At 74.0% G+C, this 17,170-nt stretch carries 12 protein-coding genes and 1 tRNA gene; 2 read left to right on the top strand and 11 right to left on the bottom strand.

Annotated features, from left to right (window positions below):
- Positions 1–98 precede the first annotated feature (98 nt).
- The 3 genes from E1264_RS04740 to E1264_RS04735 form a co-directional block, all read right to left on the bottom strand.
- Positions 99–169 (bottom strand) — tRNA-Gly (locus E1264_RS04740).
- 297 nt (positions 170–466) lie between these two features.
- On the bottom strand, positions 467–637 hold the full coding sequence (locus E1264_RS43075; RefSeq protein ID WP_165964004.1) for a hypothetical protein: 171 nt from the start codon (positions 635–637) through the stop codon (positions 467–469).
- A 54-nt stretch (positions 638–691) separates the two neighbouring features.
- A complete protein-coding gene (locus E1264_RS04735; protein ID WP_132169927.1) occupies positions 692–1,489 on the bottom strand; it encodes a putative protein N(5)-glutamine methyltransferase in 798 nt (265 codons plus the stop codon).
- Between the two features lie 119 nt (positions 1,490–1,608).
- Between E1264_RS04735 and E1264_RS43070 the strand changes: the two genes are divergently transcribed.
- Entirely contained in the window at positions 1,609–2,193 is a 585-nt protein-coding gene (locus tag E1264_RS43070; RefSeq protein ID WP_165964003.1) for a hypothetical protein, read from the top strand.
- Complete coding sequence (locus E1264_RS04730) at positions 2,190–3,278, top strand: PrsW family intramembrane metalloprotease (RefSeq protein ID WP_165964002.1); 1,089 nt, start codon at positions 2,190–2,192, stop codon at positions 3,276–3,278. The genes E1264_RS43070 and E1264_RS04730 overlap by 4 nt, the downstream gene beginning before the upstream one ends.
- Positions 3,279–3,350: 72 nt before the next feature.
- Here the strand turns inward: E1264_RS04730 and E1264_RS04725 are convergent, their stop codons facing one another.
- From E1264_RS04725 to E1264_RS04690, 8 genes are all read right to left on the bottom strand, one after another.
- A complete protein-coding gene (locus E1264_RS04725; RefSeq protein ID WP_132169923.1) occupies positions 3,351–4,169 on the bottom strand; it encodes a hypothetical protein in 819 nt (272 codons plus the stop codon).
- Between the two features lie 127 nt (positions 4,170–4,296).
- Positions 4,297–6,270 carry an MDR family MFS transporter gene (locus E1264_RS04720; protein ID WP_132169921.1) on the bottom strand — a complete coding sequence of 658 codons (1,974 nt, stop codon included), beginning with the start codon at positions 6,268–6,270 and terminating at the stop codon, positions 4,297–4,299.
- 14 nt (positions 6,271–6,284) lie between these two features.
- Positions 6,285–12,335 carry a non-ribosomal peptide synthetase gene (locus E1264_RS04715; RefSeq protein WP_132169919.1) on the bottom strand — a complete coding sequence of 2,017 codons (6,051 nt, stop codon included), beginning with the start codon at positions 12,333–12,335 and terminating at the stop codon, positions 6,285–6,287.
- Positions 12,332–13,153 (bottom strand): ABC transporter ATP-binding protein, encoded by an 822-nt coding sequence (locus E1264_RS04710; protein WP_207935712.1) that lies wholly within the window; start codon positions 13,151–13,153, stop codon positions 12,332–12,334. Before E1264_RS04710 ends, E1264_RS04715 begins: the two co-directional genes overlap by 4 nt.
- Positions 13,150–14,184, bottom strand: coding sequence for an iron chelate uptake ABC transporter family permease subunit (locus E1264_RS04705; RefSeq protein ID WP_243710745.1), 1,035 nt, complete (start codon positions 14,182–14,184; stop codon positions 13,150–13,152). Before E1264_RS04705 ends, E1264_RS04710 begins: the two co-directional genes overlap by 4 nt.
- Positions 14,181–15,200: an iron ABC transporter permease gene (locus tag E1264_RS04700; protein ID WP_132169917.1), complete on the bottom strand. Its 1,020-nt coding sequence runs from the start codon at positions 15,198–15,200 to the stop codon at positions 14,181–14,183. Before E1264_RS04700 ends, E1264_RS04705 begins: the two co-directional genes overlap by 4 nt.
- Positions 15,197–16,186 (bottom strand): ABC transporter substrate-binding protein, encoded by a 990-nt coding sequence (locus E1264_RS04695; protein WP_132169915.1) that lies wholly within the window; start codon positions 16,184–16,186, stop codon positions 15,197–15,199. The genes E1264_RS04700 and E1264_RS04695 overlap by 4 nt, the downstream gene beginning before the upstream one ends.
- 33 nt (positions 16,187–16,219) lie before the next feature.
- Positions 16,220–17,080: a siderophore-interacting protein gene (locus E1264_RS04690; RefSeq protein WP_132169913.1), complete on the bottom strand. Its 861-nt coding sequence runs from the start codon at positions 17,078–17,080 to the stop codon at positions 16,220–16,222.
- Between the last annotated feature and the right edge of the window lie 90 nt (positions 17,081–17,170).

The following is a 17,170-nucleotide window of genomic DNA, read 5'->3' as shown; positions in this document are numbered from 1 at the left end:
ATGGTCCAGCATGGGTGCCCTCCGGCGGGCGGTGGCGTCCGCCCGCCTGGGCACGGGAGGACCAGCCGGGGGTCGTTACTCCCGCCGGTCCAGTCCAGAGCCGCACCCGGGAATCGAACCCGGTTCGCCAGGGTGGAAGCCTGGTGTCTCACCATTCGACTTGTGCGACATGGGTCGGGCATGAAAAAGCCGCCTGGGAGGGTTCTCCCTGGCGGCCTCCGATGGACCTGCGGACCTATCCAGAGGCGTCCGCGGGGACGCTGCTACCGCCTTGCGACCGGACGTCGAAAGGCCGCCGCTGATACTGGGTGGCAATCCCGGTCATCGTGCGGCTCCTTTCTCGGTTCGACACTCATATGGTGCGGTATGGGGCAAGGCATCGGCAATCGGTTTTTTTGCACCCGGGACCGCACCGGGGTCCTACCCAGCTCACGGGCCCCGGTGCGGCCGGCGGGCGCCGGAGGGGTCAGAAGGCCCTGCGGCGGGTGCGGGCCGGGCGGCGGCGCGACGGGGTCACCAGCCGCTGGATAACCCTGAGCGGCAATGTGACGATGCTGATGACCACGCTCGCCACGGCGCTGAGAACGCCCGCGATCGTGCCGACGATGGCGCTGAGCGCTGCACTGATGCGGCGCATAAGGATTCACTCCTTCAAGTCGTCCTATAGCGCCTCATACCCGCTCTTGGAGATTTACACGGGCTTTGTCGCGATGATGACGGTGGCGGCGAACTCCGCGGATTCGGCCACGGTCGCCGCGAGACCGTTCCGCTCGACGGCCGCGACGGCGTCCGGGACCTGCCGCTCGCTCGTCTCGAACAGCAGGTGCCCGCCCGGTGCCAGCCACTCCGGCGCCTCGGCGGTGACACGGCGCAGGACGTCGAGGCCGTCCGGGCCGCCGTCGAGCGCCACGCGCGGCTCGTGCACCCGCGCCTCCACCGGCATCAGCGCCAGCTCCCCGGCCGGGACGTAGGGGACGTTCGCGAGCAGCACGTCGATCCCGCCGCGCAGCCCGGCCGGGAGCGGGGCGAAGAGGTCGCCTTCGTGGACGTGCCCGCCGAACGGCTCGACGTTGCGGCGGGCGCAGCGCACCGCCGCGGGCTCGATGTCGGCGGCGTGGAGTACCGGCTCTTTCCGGCCGCCGGCGGGGACGATGGCGGCCAGCGCGGCGCCCAGCGCGCCGGTGCCGCAGCACAGGTCGACGACGACGGGACGCGGAGGGGCGAGCGCGGCGGCCCGCCGGACGAGGAACTCGGTGCGGCGGCGGGGCACGAAGACGCCCGGGTCGACGGCGATCCGGAGGCCGCAGAACTCGGCCCAGCCGAGGACGTGTTCGAGCGGCAGTCCCCCGGCGCGCCGTTCCACCATGGCGGACGCCTCGTCCGGCGTGGCGGCCGTGGCGCGGATCAGCCGGGCCTCGTCCTCGGCGAAGACGCAGCCCGCGGCGCGGAGCCTGGCCACCATGGCGGTCTCGGTCAGGGGTTCTGTCATGAGCGACGGCAACTTTAGCCGAGACATGCGGCCGCGCCCCGGCGGCCCCTGCCCGTCCTGACCTGTTTAGGGGCCTTGTCCAGGGGCATCCCGGCTGCACGGGTCATCAGGGGGGCTGCGTGACGCGGGTGAGATGGTGGGGGACGGGTCTCGTGGCGCTCACGCTGCTGAGCCTCTGCGCGGGGCTGCCCCTGCTGAACAAGATGCTCGGGAGCGGCGGCAGGCCCTTGGCGCCGGGGACGGTCGTGTCGGTCGGCACGGACCGGGGCGGCGTCCGCCCGATCACGCTGACGGTGTCGCACGCCGGATGGGCGCTCGACTCGAGCGCGACCTCCCTCACCGGCTACGCCGAGCTGACCAGCGAGGACGTCGTGGTCAACCTGAACGTCGCCGTCCCGCTGGCCCCGTTCGACGCGCACGAGCTCTGGGACGGGTTAGGCCGCATCGTCGCGCTCGGCGGGCGCGCGCGGCTCGCGTCGCGGCCCGTCCCGATCAGGACGGAGCACGGGCTGACCGGGCTCACCGGGGCGATCACCGGCCGGGACCGGGCGGGCACGGCGGCGGTCTTCGCCACCGACACGCTCGGCGCGACCGTGACGGCGGCCGGTCCGCCGCTCGCCTTCCGGAGCGTCGCCGCGGAGGTTCAGGCGATGGTGCGGTCCCTCACGATCGCGGCGCCCTGGACGTCGGAGGCGGGCCCGTGATCCGCAGGCCGGCGTTCTGGCTCTGGGCCGCGGTGTGCGCCATCGGGACCTGGATCGCGGTCCGCGGGATGGACGCGGCCGTCCGCGCGTTCCCGGTCGGCGCGGTGGTCGGCGGCGCGCTCCTCGCCCCGGCGCTGGCCGCCGGCGTGTGGGGGCTGCGGCGGCTGCATCCCGTCCGGTCGCACCGGCTCGGGTACGCGCTGATCGCGGTGGCGTGGGGCGGGCTGGCCGCGTTCGGGCTGGCGCTGCCCGCGAACGCGGCCTTCCACGCGGTCATCGGCAAGGCGGCGGGGCCGGACTTCAACTCCGCGTGGGGCGCGGCGATCGCCGCTCCGGTGGACGAGGAGATCCTGAAGCTGCTCGGCGTGGTGACGCTGGCGCTGATGGCGCCGTCGGCGATCCGCGGCCCGCTGGACGGCTGGGGCTACGGCGCGCTCGCCGGGCTCGGCTTCCAGATCTCCGAGAACTTCCTGTACGTGCTGAACACGATCGTGCTGACCGGCGCGACGCAGGACGTGAACGCGGCGCTGTTCTCGTTCGGCAGCCGGGTCATCGGCGGCGCGTGGTGGAGCCACTGGGCGATGACGGCGATCGCCGGGGCGGGGCTCGGCTGCCTGCTCGGCCGGGCGTCCCGGGGCAGCGCGACCATCGCCGTCGCCGCGTTCGTCCTGGCGATGGGCCTGCATTCCTGGTGGGACGCGCCCGTCCTGCACGGGGTGGCGTGGCTGCCGGTGAAGGGCGCGCCGATCCTGCTCACGGCGATCGTCGCGTACCGGCTGGCGCGGCGCCGCTACCTGTCGCACTTCCGGCGGACGGTCCACGCGGAGACGGCGCGCGGCGTCCTCGTGCCTGGCGAGGGCCATGTGCTCATCCACCGCAAGTGGCGCCGGAAGGAGCGGTGGGACGTGCCGACCGGCGAGCCGCGCCGGCTGCTCGCCCGGCTCAGGGCCGCGCAGCTGAACCTGATCGAGAACGGTCTCGGCGGCCTGGAGCGGGACCCGCGCGCCGCCGTGCGGCTCCGGACGGACGTCCATGACATGCGCCATCACCTCAACTCCTGCCCGTCGCCCCGCCGCGTGGCCTGACGAGAAGGGCCGCGCTTCCCGGCCTGCGGGAGGTCCTCTACGCGGTGAGCGCCTGACGTGCGCGATGCGTCGTCAGTAGCCGTCCAGTGCTGTGACCTCGAAAATCGTCAAGGTGCGGCGCACGTGGCCGTCGGGCTGTTCTTGCAGGGTGACTCTTACGCGAAGCTGGACCGTGGCGCCGATGTTCCAATGGCTGATCTCCCGGTAGGGAAGCTCCTTCGCGCTCATCTTCACCGTTTCGCCATCGGGAAGCGCCACCAGCCAGGACTGCGTGTCGCTCACGGTCCGCAGGGTTCCGGTGAACAGCTGTTCCTCGGCGTCGAGACCTCGCCCGGCGATGAAGCTCCGCATACGTCCGGCCGCCGCTGGTGTGATGCTCGCCCTGACGGTGGCTGAGCCGGGTTCAGCCCAGGTCGCGTCGAGCGTGATTCCGGAGCGGGTGATCACTCTGGCGAGGTCGGCGAGCGTGCTCCCGACGCGGGGACCGAGCTCCCCCAGCGAGGCGGCCGCGCTGTCGTCGATGACGGGGGTGTCCGTGCCGAGACCGCCCAGCAGGCCGATGAGCACCGCGGAGGCGCGGTCGGCGAGTGGACGGGGAGTGTTGATCAGCGCCACGTTCCCGCCCGGCTCGTCCTCGTTCGCCGGAGGCGTCCGCGGTTCGAGGCTGAGGATGATCGAACCTGCCGAGGAGGCGGCGTTGAGGACCAGGGTCGTGCGCCGCACGATCTCGGGGGGCAGCACTCCCCCAAGCGCCCTGAAGTCTTCAAGGGCCGCTCCGGTGGCCGAGACCGCTCGTTGCCAGCCCGCAGCGATCAGGCCGATCTGGCCGAGCTCGGCCGGGTGGCCTTGGTCCCCGCCGCCGCGCAGCCGGAGCTCTCCGCGAGAGCGCACGGTTCGGGCGGTCCCGGATCGGCGGTCCATGGACGCCTCGATGCTCCGCCGGCTCCATTCACCCTGTTCCGCTGGCGAAAGGGCCGTGTCCGGGGACTCGGGAGCGTGCTCAAGGAACCAGGCCAGGTCATCTGTACCCATCGATGATCACCTCCAGGTAGCCGCGCCGTGGGACGGAGTCGAGGCGCCCGTCCGCGTCGTGAACCCGGCTCCACAGGTCATCCCAGTAGCCTCGAGCCTCCAGGTACTGCTTTGTCTCAGGTTCGGGGTCGGTACCGAGTGTCGGCGTCCACTCCAGAATGTAGGAGTCGACGCGCATGCCGTAGGCGTCCTTGATCCGGCCCGTCGCCGTGGCGGTGAGGAAGCTCAGTGCTCTCGGGTCCAAGGTCGCGGCGTTGGTCGCGGCGTTTTGCAGCTTGACGGTGTCGACGAGGTACACGCAGTCGATGTCCGCCGGGTCCGGCTTGGCCGAGAAGAAGCCGCCTGACAGCCAGCATGCCGGTACCTCACCGACGAGCTGCCGCAGCGCCGAGGTGAGGCGCCGCCACTCGCTCCAGATCGCCTCCCGTTCGCCGGGCTGCCCCATGACGTAGATGGACTCGGCCTCCTCGACCGTGCAGACCCATCGGCCCGGCGGGAGCTGGCCATCGACCAGCTGGGGCAGCGTCGCCGAGGTGCGCCGTCGGGCATGCCTGCGTTTCACGGTGGCCCGCTGCCCGTGATCCGCGCCGTCGGCGCTCGCTGTGCGCGGCAACGCGTACGCGGCGGTGGCGGCGAGCACGACGAGACCGAGCACCCACCAGAACGCGTCGCCGAACGCGACCGCCTGGTCGGCGCGGGCCGCGATCCTCGCCTGAAGGACGGCGGCGAGCGCCGCCGTGCCGATCGAGCCGCCGAGCATGCTGAGCAGGTTCAGCGCGACCGCCGTCCGCGGCAGCTGCGGCGGGCTCGTCCGGCGGTAGACGAGCGTCATGATCGGTGTACTGATCATCGCCGCGCCCACGCCGCGCAGGAAGAGGGAACCGGCGACCACTTCGTCCGGCACCCCGTGGCCGAGCCGGGTGAACGCGACGGTGCCCGCCGCGACCAGCGCCATCCCGCCGAGCACCAGCGTGCGGGGAGCGGCCGCGTCCACCACCCGGGTCACCAGGACGGTCCCGGCCGCCACCCCGACCCCCTGCGGGGCGAGCAGCAGCCCGGTCTGCCACGCCGACAGCCCGCCGGGCCCCTGCAAGTACAGCGGAAGCAGGAACATCGTGCCGAACACCGAAGCGCCCAACGCCAGCAGCGCCAGCGCCGCGACCCCGAACGGCGGCCGGACGAACAGCCGTGGGTCCAGCAGGGGGACGCCCTTGGTCCGCACACCGTGCAGAGTGAAACCGGCGAGCATTCCCACGCCGGCCACCAGCGCCGCGGTCACCTGCCACGCGGGGCTGTCGTGCGCGACCCTGGTCAGCCCGTACACCAGCACGGCCAGGCCGGGCGACAGCAGCGCGGCGCCCCGCCAGTCGAACCGGGCGCCGGTCGCGGCCGGCGGCACCGCGGGCACCAGCCGGCGTCCGAGCGCGAGCGCGGCCACCCCGACCGGGATATTGATCAGGAACATCCAGCGCCACCCCGCCGCGTTCAGCACCGCGCCGCCGACCAGCGGCCCGAACACCGGCGACAGCAGCGGCAGCACCCCGACCACCGCGATCACCCGTCCGGTCCGCTCGCGGCCGGCGATGCCCACCAGCAGCGCCTGCCCGACCGGCGGCAGCAGGCCGCCCGCGAGCCCCTGCATGACGCGGAAGACGACCAGGCTGGGCAGCGACCATGCCAGCCCGCACAGCAGCGAGGCCGCCAGGAACGCCGCGACCGCGCCGAGCCAGACGCGGCGCCCACCGAACCGGTCGGCCAGCCAGCCGGACGTGGGCACCGCGGTGACCACGGCGAGCAGGTAGGCGGTGGTGACCCACTGGACGTCGGCGACCGGCGCGGCGAACCGGTCGGCGAGCGTGGCGATCGCGACCGCGACGATCGTGCCGTCCAGGGTGGCCATCACGGTGCCGAGCACCAGCACGAACGCGACCCGCCACAGCCTTGCGTCGATCTTGTCCATCGGAGGGGCGGTGGTCACGGTGTCGGACCCGGGGCCGGCGGCGCGTCACCGGCCGCTCGCGCGGCGGGCTTCTGCGCGGTGTCCGCGCGGTCGATGCGGGCGGCGATCGCGGCGGCCGTCCTTCCCTCGAACACGTCGCGCACGGTGGCTGTGAGGCCGGCGCGCCGGATCATCGACGCCACCCGCAGGGACGCGATGCTGTCCCCGCCGTGTTCCAGGAAGTCGTCGTCCGGGCCGAGGACGTCGGTTCCCGACACGGTCCGCAGCACCCGCAGCACCACGGCCTCGGTCTCGGTCGCCGGTCCCCTGGCCGGTACACCGGCGCGTGGTGCGGGGGCGGGCGGCGCGACGGCGTCCGGTATGGAGGCCGGCGGTACCTCGATGCGTTCGTCGGCGTCGAGCGGCGGCAGTGTGTCCGCCGGACGGTCCGGATCGGCGACCAGTTCCTCCAGGAGCGTGCACAGGCGGCGGCCGTACCCGTGCACCGTCGCCTCGTCGAGCACGTGCCGCTGGTAGCTGAGCAGGACGGTGAACTCCTCGCCGGGCAGCACGAACACGGTCAGCGGGTAGTGCGTCGCGTCCGCGATGTCCACCCCGGTCTGCTCCAGACCCGGTGCGATCGTCTCGCGGTGGCGGCTGGAGAGCGGGAAGTTCTCCATCACCAGCATGGTGTCGAACAGCCTGCCGAGCCCGGTGGCGCGCTGCACATCGGGCAGCCCGACGTGGTGGTGTTCCGCCAGTGCGGTGGACTCAGTGTGCACCCGGTCCAGCACGGTGGCGGCCGTCTCGCCCGGGACGGTCCGCACCCGCGTCACGACCGTGTTGCCGAGCTGGCCGACCATCCGCGCCACCTCGGGCACGTCGGCAAGGCGGCCGGACACCGGGCTGCCGAACACGACGTCCCGCCGGCCGGTCAGCCCGCAGAGCAGCAGGCCCCACGCGGTGTTGAACACCGAGGCCGGGGTGACCCCGCGTTCGCGGGCGAACGCGATCAGCCGCGCGGTGAACCCGGCGCCGAGCGGGACCGTGATCCGCTCCGGCCGCTCCACGGGGCCCGGCCCGGCGGCCGGGGCCAGGTGCGTGCCGGACTCCAGCCCGGCGAGCGCGTCCCGCCAGGCCGCGAGACCGGCCTCGTGGTCGCGGGCCGCCAGCGCCCGGTGGTAGTCGGCCAGGGGCGGCGCCACCGGGGCGGCCGGGCCGCCGCCCAGCTCGTGGTAGATGGCGAACAGGGTGCGGCCGACCAGCGGCATCGACCAGCCGTCGAGCAACGCGTGGTGGATGGTGAACACCAGCCGGTGCTCGTCCGGGCCGAGGGTGCACAGCAGGAACCGGATCAGCGGCGGCGTCCCCGTGTCGAACGGGCGCCGGTGCTCGGCCCGGCAGAGCTCGGCGAGGTCCTCCGGCCGGGCCGGCACGGCCCGGAAGTCCGGCGCCACCCGTGCGGGGATCACCTGGACCACCGCGCCGGACCCGGTGGTCTCCAGGTGCACCCGCAACGCGGGATGGGTGTGCAGCAGCCGCTCGGCGGCGGCCCGCATCCGGTGCGGGTCGAGCGTGCCCCGCAGGTGGGTGACCGCCTGCACCACGTAGACGTCGGCGTCCGTCTCGTCGCGGACGGCGCTCTGGAACATCAGCCCGGCCTGCAACGCGGTGGCGGGCAGCACCTCGGGCGCGGGCCCCTCCCGCTCGACCCGCGCGGCGTGCTCGGTGAACGCGGCCAGGGCGGTGCGCCACGCGTCGACCAGCGCCGCGAGCGCGGTGGCGGGCAGCACCCGGCCCGCCGCCGTCCACTCCACCGCGAGCCGGGGCCGGTCCGCCTCCCGGACGAAGCAGTTCACCGCCAGCACCTGCTCCAGTGCCTTGGCGCCGGGTTCGCATACCGAGAACGGGTTCTCCTGCGCCGAGCGCCAGCCGGGTACCGGCGCGAACCGGCCCAGGTAGTTGAGCAGCACGTCCGGCGGCGGCCCGGTCAGCTCCGCGCCCCGGACCTCGGGGTCGAGGTGACGCAGGACGCCGTAACCGAGCCCGTCGCCGGGAACGGCGTCGCCCGCGCTGATCGCCGCCCGCAGCAGCCGTCCGGCGGCGGGCCCGCCGGCCAGCGCGTCGGTCAGATCGGCGTCGTCGTGGACGGCGTGGGCGGGCACCCGCACCGGGTACTCCGCGGTGAACCAGCCGATCGTGCGGGCGACGTCGTGCTCGCCCTCGCGCCCATGCCGTTCCACCGTGACCGTCTCGGCGTCCACGCCGCCCGCGCGCCACAGCCGCAGCGCGAGCACGAGCACGGCGAGCAGCACGTCGTCCACCCCGGCGCGGTACGCGGCGGGCAGCGCGGTGAGCACCGCGGCGGTGGCCTCTGGCGAGGCCACGTCGGTGGTCTCGATGGCCGTGGCCACGGTGTCGAGGCTTGGGTCCAGCCCGCGCCCGCCGAGGTGCGTCTGGCGCAGCGCGGTCCGCCAGTGCGGCAGCTCGCCGCGCCGGGCGCCCGCGGTGCCCTGCTCGGCCAGCCGGAGGGCGTGGGCCCGCCACGAGGTGGTGACCGGGGCCGGCCGAGCGCCCGTGCACGCGGCATGGAGGTCCGGCAGCAGCACCCGCCACGAAACGCCGTCGATCGCCAGGTGGTGCACCACGATCAGCAACCGGCCGGGCAGCGCGGCCACCCGGACCAGGTCGCCCCGGGCCGGGTCCAGCTCGCCGGCCAACCGGCGCGCGACGGCGTCCAGCGGTTCGGCCGCCGAGGTGACCTCGGTGACGACCGCGGCGGCGGAGCCGGGCGGCGGCACGGTCAGCGGGTCGATCCGCAGGCGCAGCGCGTCGTGGTGGTCGAGCAGGGTCTGCACGGCCGCGCGGAGCCGGTCCAGCGGGACGTCCTCGTCCAGCTCGACCGCGGTCCACTGCGCGTACCCGGCGATGGCCGCCCGATCCGGGTTGCTGTCCAGCAGCACGCGCACGATCGGCGGTGCAGGGACGTCGCCGAGCGGCTCGTCGGGCTCGTCGCCGCCGGCCTGGCCGGCGTGCAGCGGCTGGACCGCCGACGCGAGGGACGCGAAGTCGCGGCGCGCCAGCAGATCGCGCGGGCGCAGGTCGAGGCCGTACTCGCGCAGCTTGCCGCTCACCCCGATCGCGGTGATGCTGTCGCCGCCGAGGGCGAAGAAGTCGTCGTCCACGCCGACCTCCGGCACGTCCAGCACCTCGCCGACCGCCGCGCACAGCATCTTCTCCGGCTCGGTGGCCGGTGCCCGGCCGCTGCCGGTGCGGGAGGGTTCGGGCAGCGCCGCGCGGTCCAGCTTGCCGTTCGGGGTGACCGGGAGCGATGCCAGCACCGCCACCGCCGAGGGCACCAGGTGCTCGGGATACCGCTCGGCGAGCCACGACTTCACCTCGTCGCCGTCGACGTCGCCGACCACGTAGCCGACCAGCCGGGTGCCGCGCACCGCCGCCGCGGCGGCGCGGGCGCCGGGCACCGCGCCGAGCGCGGCCTCCACCTCGCCCAGCTCGATCCGGTGGCCGCGCACCTTCACCTGGTCGTCGCGCCTGCCGAGGAACTCCAGCTCCCCCTGCCAGCGGACCAGGTCGCCGGTGCGGTACATGCGGTCGCCGGGCGCGCCCAGCGGGTCCGCGACGAACCGCTCCGCGGTGAGGTCGGCCCGGCCGAGGTAGCCGAGCGCGAGGTGCGGTCCGGCCAGGTACAGCTCGCCGACCGCGCCCGGCGGCACCGGGCGCAACGCGTCGTCCAGCACGTAGGCACGGGTGCCGGGCACCGCGGTGCCGATCACCGGCGCCGGTCCCGCCACCGGCGCGCTCGCGCTGTCCACGGTGGCTTCGGTGGGGCCGTACATGTTGCGGGCGGGGACCCCCGAGTCACGCACCCGCGACCACAGCGCGGGCGGGGTCGCCTCGCCGCCGAGTATCAGGAGGACCGGGCGCCGCGCGCCGTCGAGCAGGCCGCGGTCCAGCAGCGGCGCGGCCATGGACGGCGTGGTGTCCACGACGTCGATGCGGTCCCGGGCGAACGCGGCCAGCAGGGCGTCCGCGTCGCGCGCGGTATCGGTGTCGTAGAGGTGCAGCTCGTGCCCGCACAGCAGCCACGCGAGCTGGTCGAGCGCGGAGTCGAACGCGAACGAGTAGGTGTGCGCGACCCGCAGCCGCCGGCCGGCGGCGCGTTCGGCCTCGGCGACCGTGGTCGCCCGCTGCCGGTGCACCAGTTCGGCGAGGGCCCGCGCGGGGACCAGGACCCCCTTGGGCCGCCCCGTCGATCCCGACGTGAAGATCAGGTAGCCGCCGGTGCCCGGCCGCCGGGCGGCGGTGGGCCGCGCGGCGGATGCGGGGCCGTCGGCGGCGGCGAGGTCGGCGGGGGTCAGCACGAGCGCGGCGCCGGACTCGGCGACGAGCTCGCGGACGCGCTGCGCGGGCTGGTCCACGTCCAGCGGCAGGAACACCGCGCCGGCGTCGAGCACCGCGAGCATCGCCACCACGAACTCCACCGAGCGCGGCAGTTCCAGCGCCACCACGTCGTCCGCGCCGACGCCCCGGGCGCGAAGCCATCCGGCCAGGCGGTGCACCCGGTCGGCGAGTTCCCGCCCGGTGACCCGCCGCCCGCCGTGCACCAGCACCGTCTGGTCGCCGGGGAGGGTGTCGAGCAGGTCCGGCACCGGTGTCGGCCGCCCCGGCACCGCCGGGGTCGTCCACGCCCGGAGCAGCGCCGCCCGCTCGCCGGCGGGCACCAGGTCTGTGGTGCCGACGGTTGACTCCCCAGGGCCGTTCCGGGGGGTGTGGGGGGTCGTCCCCCCACCATGATCCGGCCCGGTCAGTGCGTCCAGCAGGGTCAGGAGTCCGGCGAGGCGCGCGTCCACCCCGGCCTGGTCATGAGTCCGGGCGTCGACCTCGAACCCCAGCGAGAGGCCGCCCTCCACGGTCGGAAGCACGCTCAGGCCCATGTCCTCCGGGGGCCCACCGGCGATGTTGCGCATGTTGCCGGTGCTTCCGGCGAAATCCAGCACCAGGTCGAACGCCTTCAGGTTGATGCCCCGGCCGTGCAGCAGCGCTCCCGCGCCCGGCACCGCGAGGTCCCTCGGCAGGTTCTCCCCCCGGTAGCGCTGGTGCGCCCGCATTTCCCGCAACGCCTCGGTCACCCGCCCGGTCAGCTCCCGGAGGGTGTCGGTCTTGTGGACCCGCACCCGCAGCGGGAGCACGTTCACCGTCATGGCCGGGGTGCGCAGGGCCCTGCCGGACCGGCACATCAGCGGCATCGCGAGCACCATGTCGTCGTGGCCGTGGACCCGGTGCAGGAACGCGACGTAACCCGCGATCAGCACCTCGCCCCAGGTCGACCCGATCCGCTCGGCGTAGCTCTTCAGCTCGGCCAGCCGCTCGGCGGACAGCACCGCGCCGGCGGTCACGGTCCGCTCGGGTGCGCCCGAGGCATGGCCGGTGTCGCCGAAGTCGGGCAGCGGGGTGAACCGGTCCGTCCAGTACGCCCGGTCCTCGACGAACTGGTCGCTCGCCTGGTAGTCGGCGTCCGCGGCGACCAGATCGGCGAACGCGCCGAACGGGCAGGGCGGCACCGCTTCGCCGCGCACCGCGGACGTGTAGCGCGCGGCGACACGGCGGCTCAGCATGGCCGCGGTGTAGCCGTCGAACACCAGGTGGTGGCCTAGCTGCGTGTACCAGACCTCGGTGTCGGACAGGCGCAGCACGGTGTGGCCGAACAGCGGCCGGTCGACCATCGCCCGCCACCGGTCGGCCGCCCGCCAGCGCAGCTCGTCGACGCGCACCCGCGCCGCGGCCGGCGGGTCCGCCTCGGCGCGCAGGTCCATCACCTGCGGGACGGGCACGGGATCGGTGGACACCGTCTGGCGCGGGCCGTCCGGGGTGTCGTGCACCCGCAGGCGCAGGCTCTCCGCCTCTTCGGTGGTCGCCCGGATCGCGTCGGCCAGCGCGGCCACGTCGACGGGCGCGCCGCCGGTGATCTCCACCACGTCACCGACCACGTAGTACGGCGAGTCCGGCTCGAGCCGCTGAGCGTGCCAGATGCCCAGCTGCGCGCCGGTCAGGGGCAGGTCGGTCATGTGATACCGCCTCGATCCATGGTGGGGACGACCATCGGCGTGCCGGTCACCGGATCCGGCACGACCAGGCATGGGAGGTCGAAGACCTCTTTGATCAGCGCGGCGTCCACCGTGTCGGCGGGTGCGCCCTCGGCGACCACCGCACCGTCCTTCATGGCGATCAGATGGTCGGCGAACCGGCACGCCTGGTTGATGTCGTGCAGCACCGCGATGACCGTGCGGCCCTCGTCGCGCAGCCGGCCCAGCAGCGCCAGCAGCTGGTACTGGTGCGTGATGTCCAGGAAGGACGTCGGTTCGTCCAGCAGCAGGTACGGGGTGCGCTGCGCCAGCGCCATGGCCACCCAGACGCGTTGCCGCTGCCCGCCGGACAGCTCCCGCACGTAGCGCTCGGCGAGATCGGTGATCCCGGCCGCGGCCATCGCCTCGACCACCGCCTCCTCGTCCTGCGGGGACCATGCGGTGAACATCGACTGGTGCGGGAACCGGCCCCGCGCGACGAGCTGGCGCACCCGGATGTCGTCGGGCGCGGACGGTTCCTGCGGCAGGAACGCCACCGACCGGGCGTACCGCTTGCCCCCGATGGTGTTGACGTCGGTGCCGTCGAAGGTCACCACGCCCTGGTCGGGCCGCAGCAGCCGCACGAACGAGCGGAGCATGGTCGACTTGCCGCACGCGTTCGGGCCGACGACGGCGGTGAACGCGCCGTCCGGGACGTCGACCGTGAGCCGGGTGGACACAACCCGGTCGCCGTAGCGGAGGGTCACGTCGCGTGCGGTGAGGCGGGGGGTCAGGTCGCGTGCGGTGAGGCGGGGCGTCATCCGCTACGCACCTCCTTAGTGAGCAGCCAGATCAGGTAGCAACCGCCGATCGCGGTGGTGACGACACCGACCGGCAGCGACACCGGCGAGAGCAGCAGCTGGGCGATCAGGTCGGCCGACTGCAGCAGCAGCGCGCCGGTCAGCGCCGCGGGCAGCAGGCCGACACCGGGGGTGCGGGCGATGCGCCGCCCGATCTGCGGTGCGGCCAGCGCGACGAACGCGATCGGCCCGGTGACGGCGGTCACGGTGGCCGTGCAACCGACCCCGATCAGCACCAGTTGCAGCTGGAGCGACCCCGTCCGGACCCCCGTTCCGACCGCGACCTCGGTGCCCAGCGCGGCCTGGTGCATCGCGGGCGCCCGGGTCACCAGCACGGCGAGCAGCACCCCGATGACCCAGAACGGGACGCGCACGTGGTCCCAGTCCAGGCCGTTGAGGGAGCCGGCGCTCCAGCCGACGGCGGCGATCGCCACCTCGAGTTCGGCGCGCAGCACGATCCACGAGTTGACCGCGGTGATCATGGCGTTGACCGCGATGCCGACCACGATCAGCCGCAGCCCGGACACCCCGCCGCGCATCGCGAGCACGTAGACCAGGGCGGCGGCGGCGAGGGCGCCGACCACCGAGCCGGCGGTCTGCTGGGCGGGCGCGGCGGACAGGAGGGTGAGGGCGACCAGCGTGCCGGTGTAGGCGCCCGCGTCGAGGCCGATCACGTCCGGGCTGCCCAGCGCGTTGCGGGTGACGTTCTGGAAGATGGCGCCCGCGACGCCGAGCGCCGCGCCGAACACCACGGCGGCGAGCACCCTCGGCAGCCGCCATTCGCGGATCATCACGTTCAGGCCGCCGCGCTCCCCCCTCAGCGCGTCGAGCACCTGCGCGGGGCTGGACCAGCCCGCACCGTAGCTGAGCGCGGTGAGCCCGAGCGCGAGCATCAGCGTCAGCAGGACGCACGTGAACACCAGCGTCCGGCGCTCCACCAGGGCCGAGAAGCGGCCCCGGCGCAGCACCACGGCGGTTCCGATCGCGCTCACAGCCGCCCCACCCCGTACCGCCGTACCGCCCAGATCAGGGCGGGGCCGCCGACGAAGGCCGTGACGATGGCCACCGGCATCTCGCCGGTGGGCAGCAGCAGGCGGCCGGCGGTGTCGGCGACCAGCAGCACGACCGGGCCGAGCACGGCGGCGAACCCGATCAGCCACGGCACCGACCCGCCCGCGGCCCGGCGCACCAGGTGCGGCACGATCAGCCCGACGAACAGGATCGGGCCGGCGATCGCGGTCGCGGCCCCCGCCAACGCGATGACCAGGGCCAGCGTGACCATCCGCACGACCATCACGTTCACGCCGAGGGTGCGCGCCACCGACTCGCCCAGCGCGATGGCCGCCAGCTGGCGGCTCAGCAGCAGCACCGCGGCCACCGAGACCGCGATCACCAGGAGCGGCACCGTGTGCGGCACCTGTTCCCGGCCCGCCAGCGAACCGACCGACCAGAACCGGTACTCGTCGAACACGGTCGGCGAGATCAGCTGCATGCCCAGGGCGACACCCGTCAGCACGGAGCTGAGCGCCACTCCGGCCAGCAACATGCGCAGCGGTGAGCGCAGGCCCACCGCGGCGACCATCGTGGCCGCCGCCACCGCGCCGACCACGGCCGCCAGCAGCTCGCCGAGCGCGTTCGCGGTGAGCCCGAGACCGGCCCCCACGGTGATCGCGAACCCGGCGCCCGAGGTGATGCCGAGCAACCCGGGCTCGGCGAGCGGATTGCGCGACAACACCTGCACCAGCACCCCGGACACCGCGAGGGCGGCACCGACCCCGATGGCAAGCACCGCCCTCGGGATCCGGATGTCTCGGACCACGGCGACGTCGTCCGGATCCCCGCTCCCGAACAACGCGTTCAGCACCGTCACCGGCCCGATGGACTGCGCGCCGACCCCCACGCTGGCCACCGCGATCACGAGCAGCGCGGCGAGGCCGAGGACCAGCAGCAGCGGACGCACGCCCCATTTCGGACCGGCGCGGTCGGCCGCGGCGATCGTGGTCGTCATTTCAGCAGGCGCGAGAACGCCTTGTCGGCCGCGTCGAGCGTCAACTCGGCCTGGCGGTAGGTCGCGGCCTCGGTGTAGCGCAGCGGGAAGGTCATGCCGGCCTTGACCGCGGGCAGGTTCTTCCACAGGGGCGAGTCCAGGACATACTGCACTTCCGGCGGCACCGAGCCGTCCACGTCGACCGAATAGGTGATCGCGTCGGCCTGCCCGAAAGCGGCGGGCATTTCCTCGATCGACGGGTATTCGCTGACGGACTTGGCGCCTTTGCCCATGACCTTGACCCGGCCGTAGTAGTTGGCGCCCATGTCCTGCGCCACATTGGTGCCCCACGAGCCGTTGAACTCGCGCTCGAAGCTGCCCTTGGAGACCTCTCCGTAAGCGCCGACGTGCCCGAACTTCAGCTTGGGCAGGACGGACTTGTACTTCTCGGCCAGCTTCGCGGCCTTCTGCTCGTACGAGCCGCGGACGGCGTCGAAGCCCTTGAGCGCACCCGCCGCGTCGGCCTGCTTCTGGGACAGCTCGCGCCACGCCTTGGGCACCGTCGGGCCGATCGCCACCACCGGGGCGATGGACGTCAGGCGCTTCATGTTGATGTCGCCGAGCACCACCTTCGGCACCCCGACGATGATCAGGTCGGGTTCGGCCTTCGCGATCGCCTGGTAGTTGGTCTCCGCGGCGGACTCACCGGCGATCTTGGGGAGTTCCTCGTAGGTCTTGCGGTCCGCGGCGCTCATCAGCGGCAGGCCGCGCTTCCAGGTGGAGATGCCGACCAGCGGGGCGCCCGACTCGAGCAGCGCGGGCACCGCGTAGCCGGTGGCCACCACCCGCTTCGGTTTGACCGGGATGGTGATGGTTCCGTTGTCCGCGGCGAACTGCCTGGTGGGGCCGGAGTCGGCGTCGGATCCGGCGCTGGAGCCGCAGCCGGCGGTCAGCGTGGCCGCGAGCACCAGGGCACCCACGATGCGGAGCTGGGGGGAGCTGAACATGTTCTTCCTTTGTGGTGCGGGGGTTCTGGCGGGTCAGTGGCGTGCGGATTCGTGCTCGTCTTCCTCGTCGAAGTCGGTGACACCGCGCTTCCAGTAGCCGGTGATGTCGTAGTCGGCCCTGGCCAGCCGCAGGTCGTCGCGGACCCATCGGCGCAAGGGCTTGAGCGCTCCGGCCTCGCCGGCGAGCCACACGTACACGCGTTCGTCGCGCGGGACCTCGACCGACCGCACCGCGTCGGCGAGCGGGCCGGCGGCGCCGGGCGCGGCGGCGCCGTGATGCAGCCAGCGCACCTCGACCCCCTCCGGCGGGTTCAGCTCGATCTCCTCCCGCGCGTCGGCGACCTCGACGAACGCCCAGCCGCGGGCCGTGCGGGGGAGCTCCTCCAGCCGCCGGGCGATCGCGGGCAGCGCGGTGATGTCGCCGCCGAGGAGGTAGCGGTCGTAGTGCGGCACGATCAGGCCGCCGGGCGGGCCCGCGACGTGCACGATCTCGCCGGGGCGCACCGACCGCGCCCACGCGGCGCCGAGCCCCTCGGTGCCTCCGGCCCCGTGCAGCGCGATGTCGATGTCGAGTTCCCCGCCGGCCGGGTCGTAGCGGCGCACCGTGTACTCGCGTGAGGTGGGCGCGGGCCGCGGCCAGCGCAGGACGTCGCCGTCGCTCTCGGGCAGCCGCAGGCTGCCGTCCTCTTCGGGGAAGATCAGCTTGACGTGCTCGTCCGGTGCGTGGGACTCGAACCCGTCGATGCCCGGCCCGCCCAGCGTGACCCGCACCAGTCCCGCGCCGACCATGCCGGTGCGGAGCACCACGGCCGCGCGGACGCGGGTCGGGTAGCGGACCTTCGCGGGTACGGTGCCCGCCCGCACCTCGGCGATTCTGGTCAGGTGCCCGGTCACCGGCCCACCCCCGTCCGCGCGGGCGCGCGGAGCCGCGGCCGGCGGCTCGTGCCACGGGGCGGGGAGAAGCAGGATGAGCCGGGCAGATAC

It is taken from the genome of Actinomadura sp. KC216 (genome assembly GCF_004348535.1).
In the GTDB taxonomy this organism is placed as follows: domain Bacteria; phylum Actinomycetota; class Actinomycetes; order Streptosporangiales; family Streptosporangiaceae; genus Spirillospora.
The sequence above is the reverse complement of the archived record's forward strand: the minus strand, read 5'-3'. Positions and strand labels throughout refer to the sequence as shown.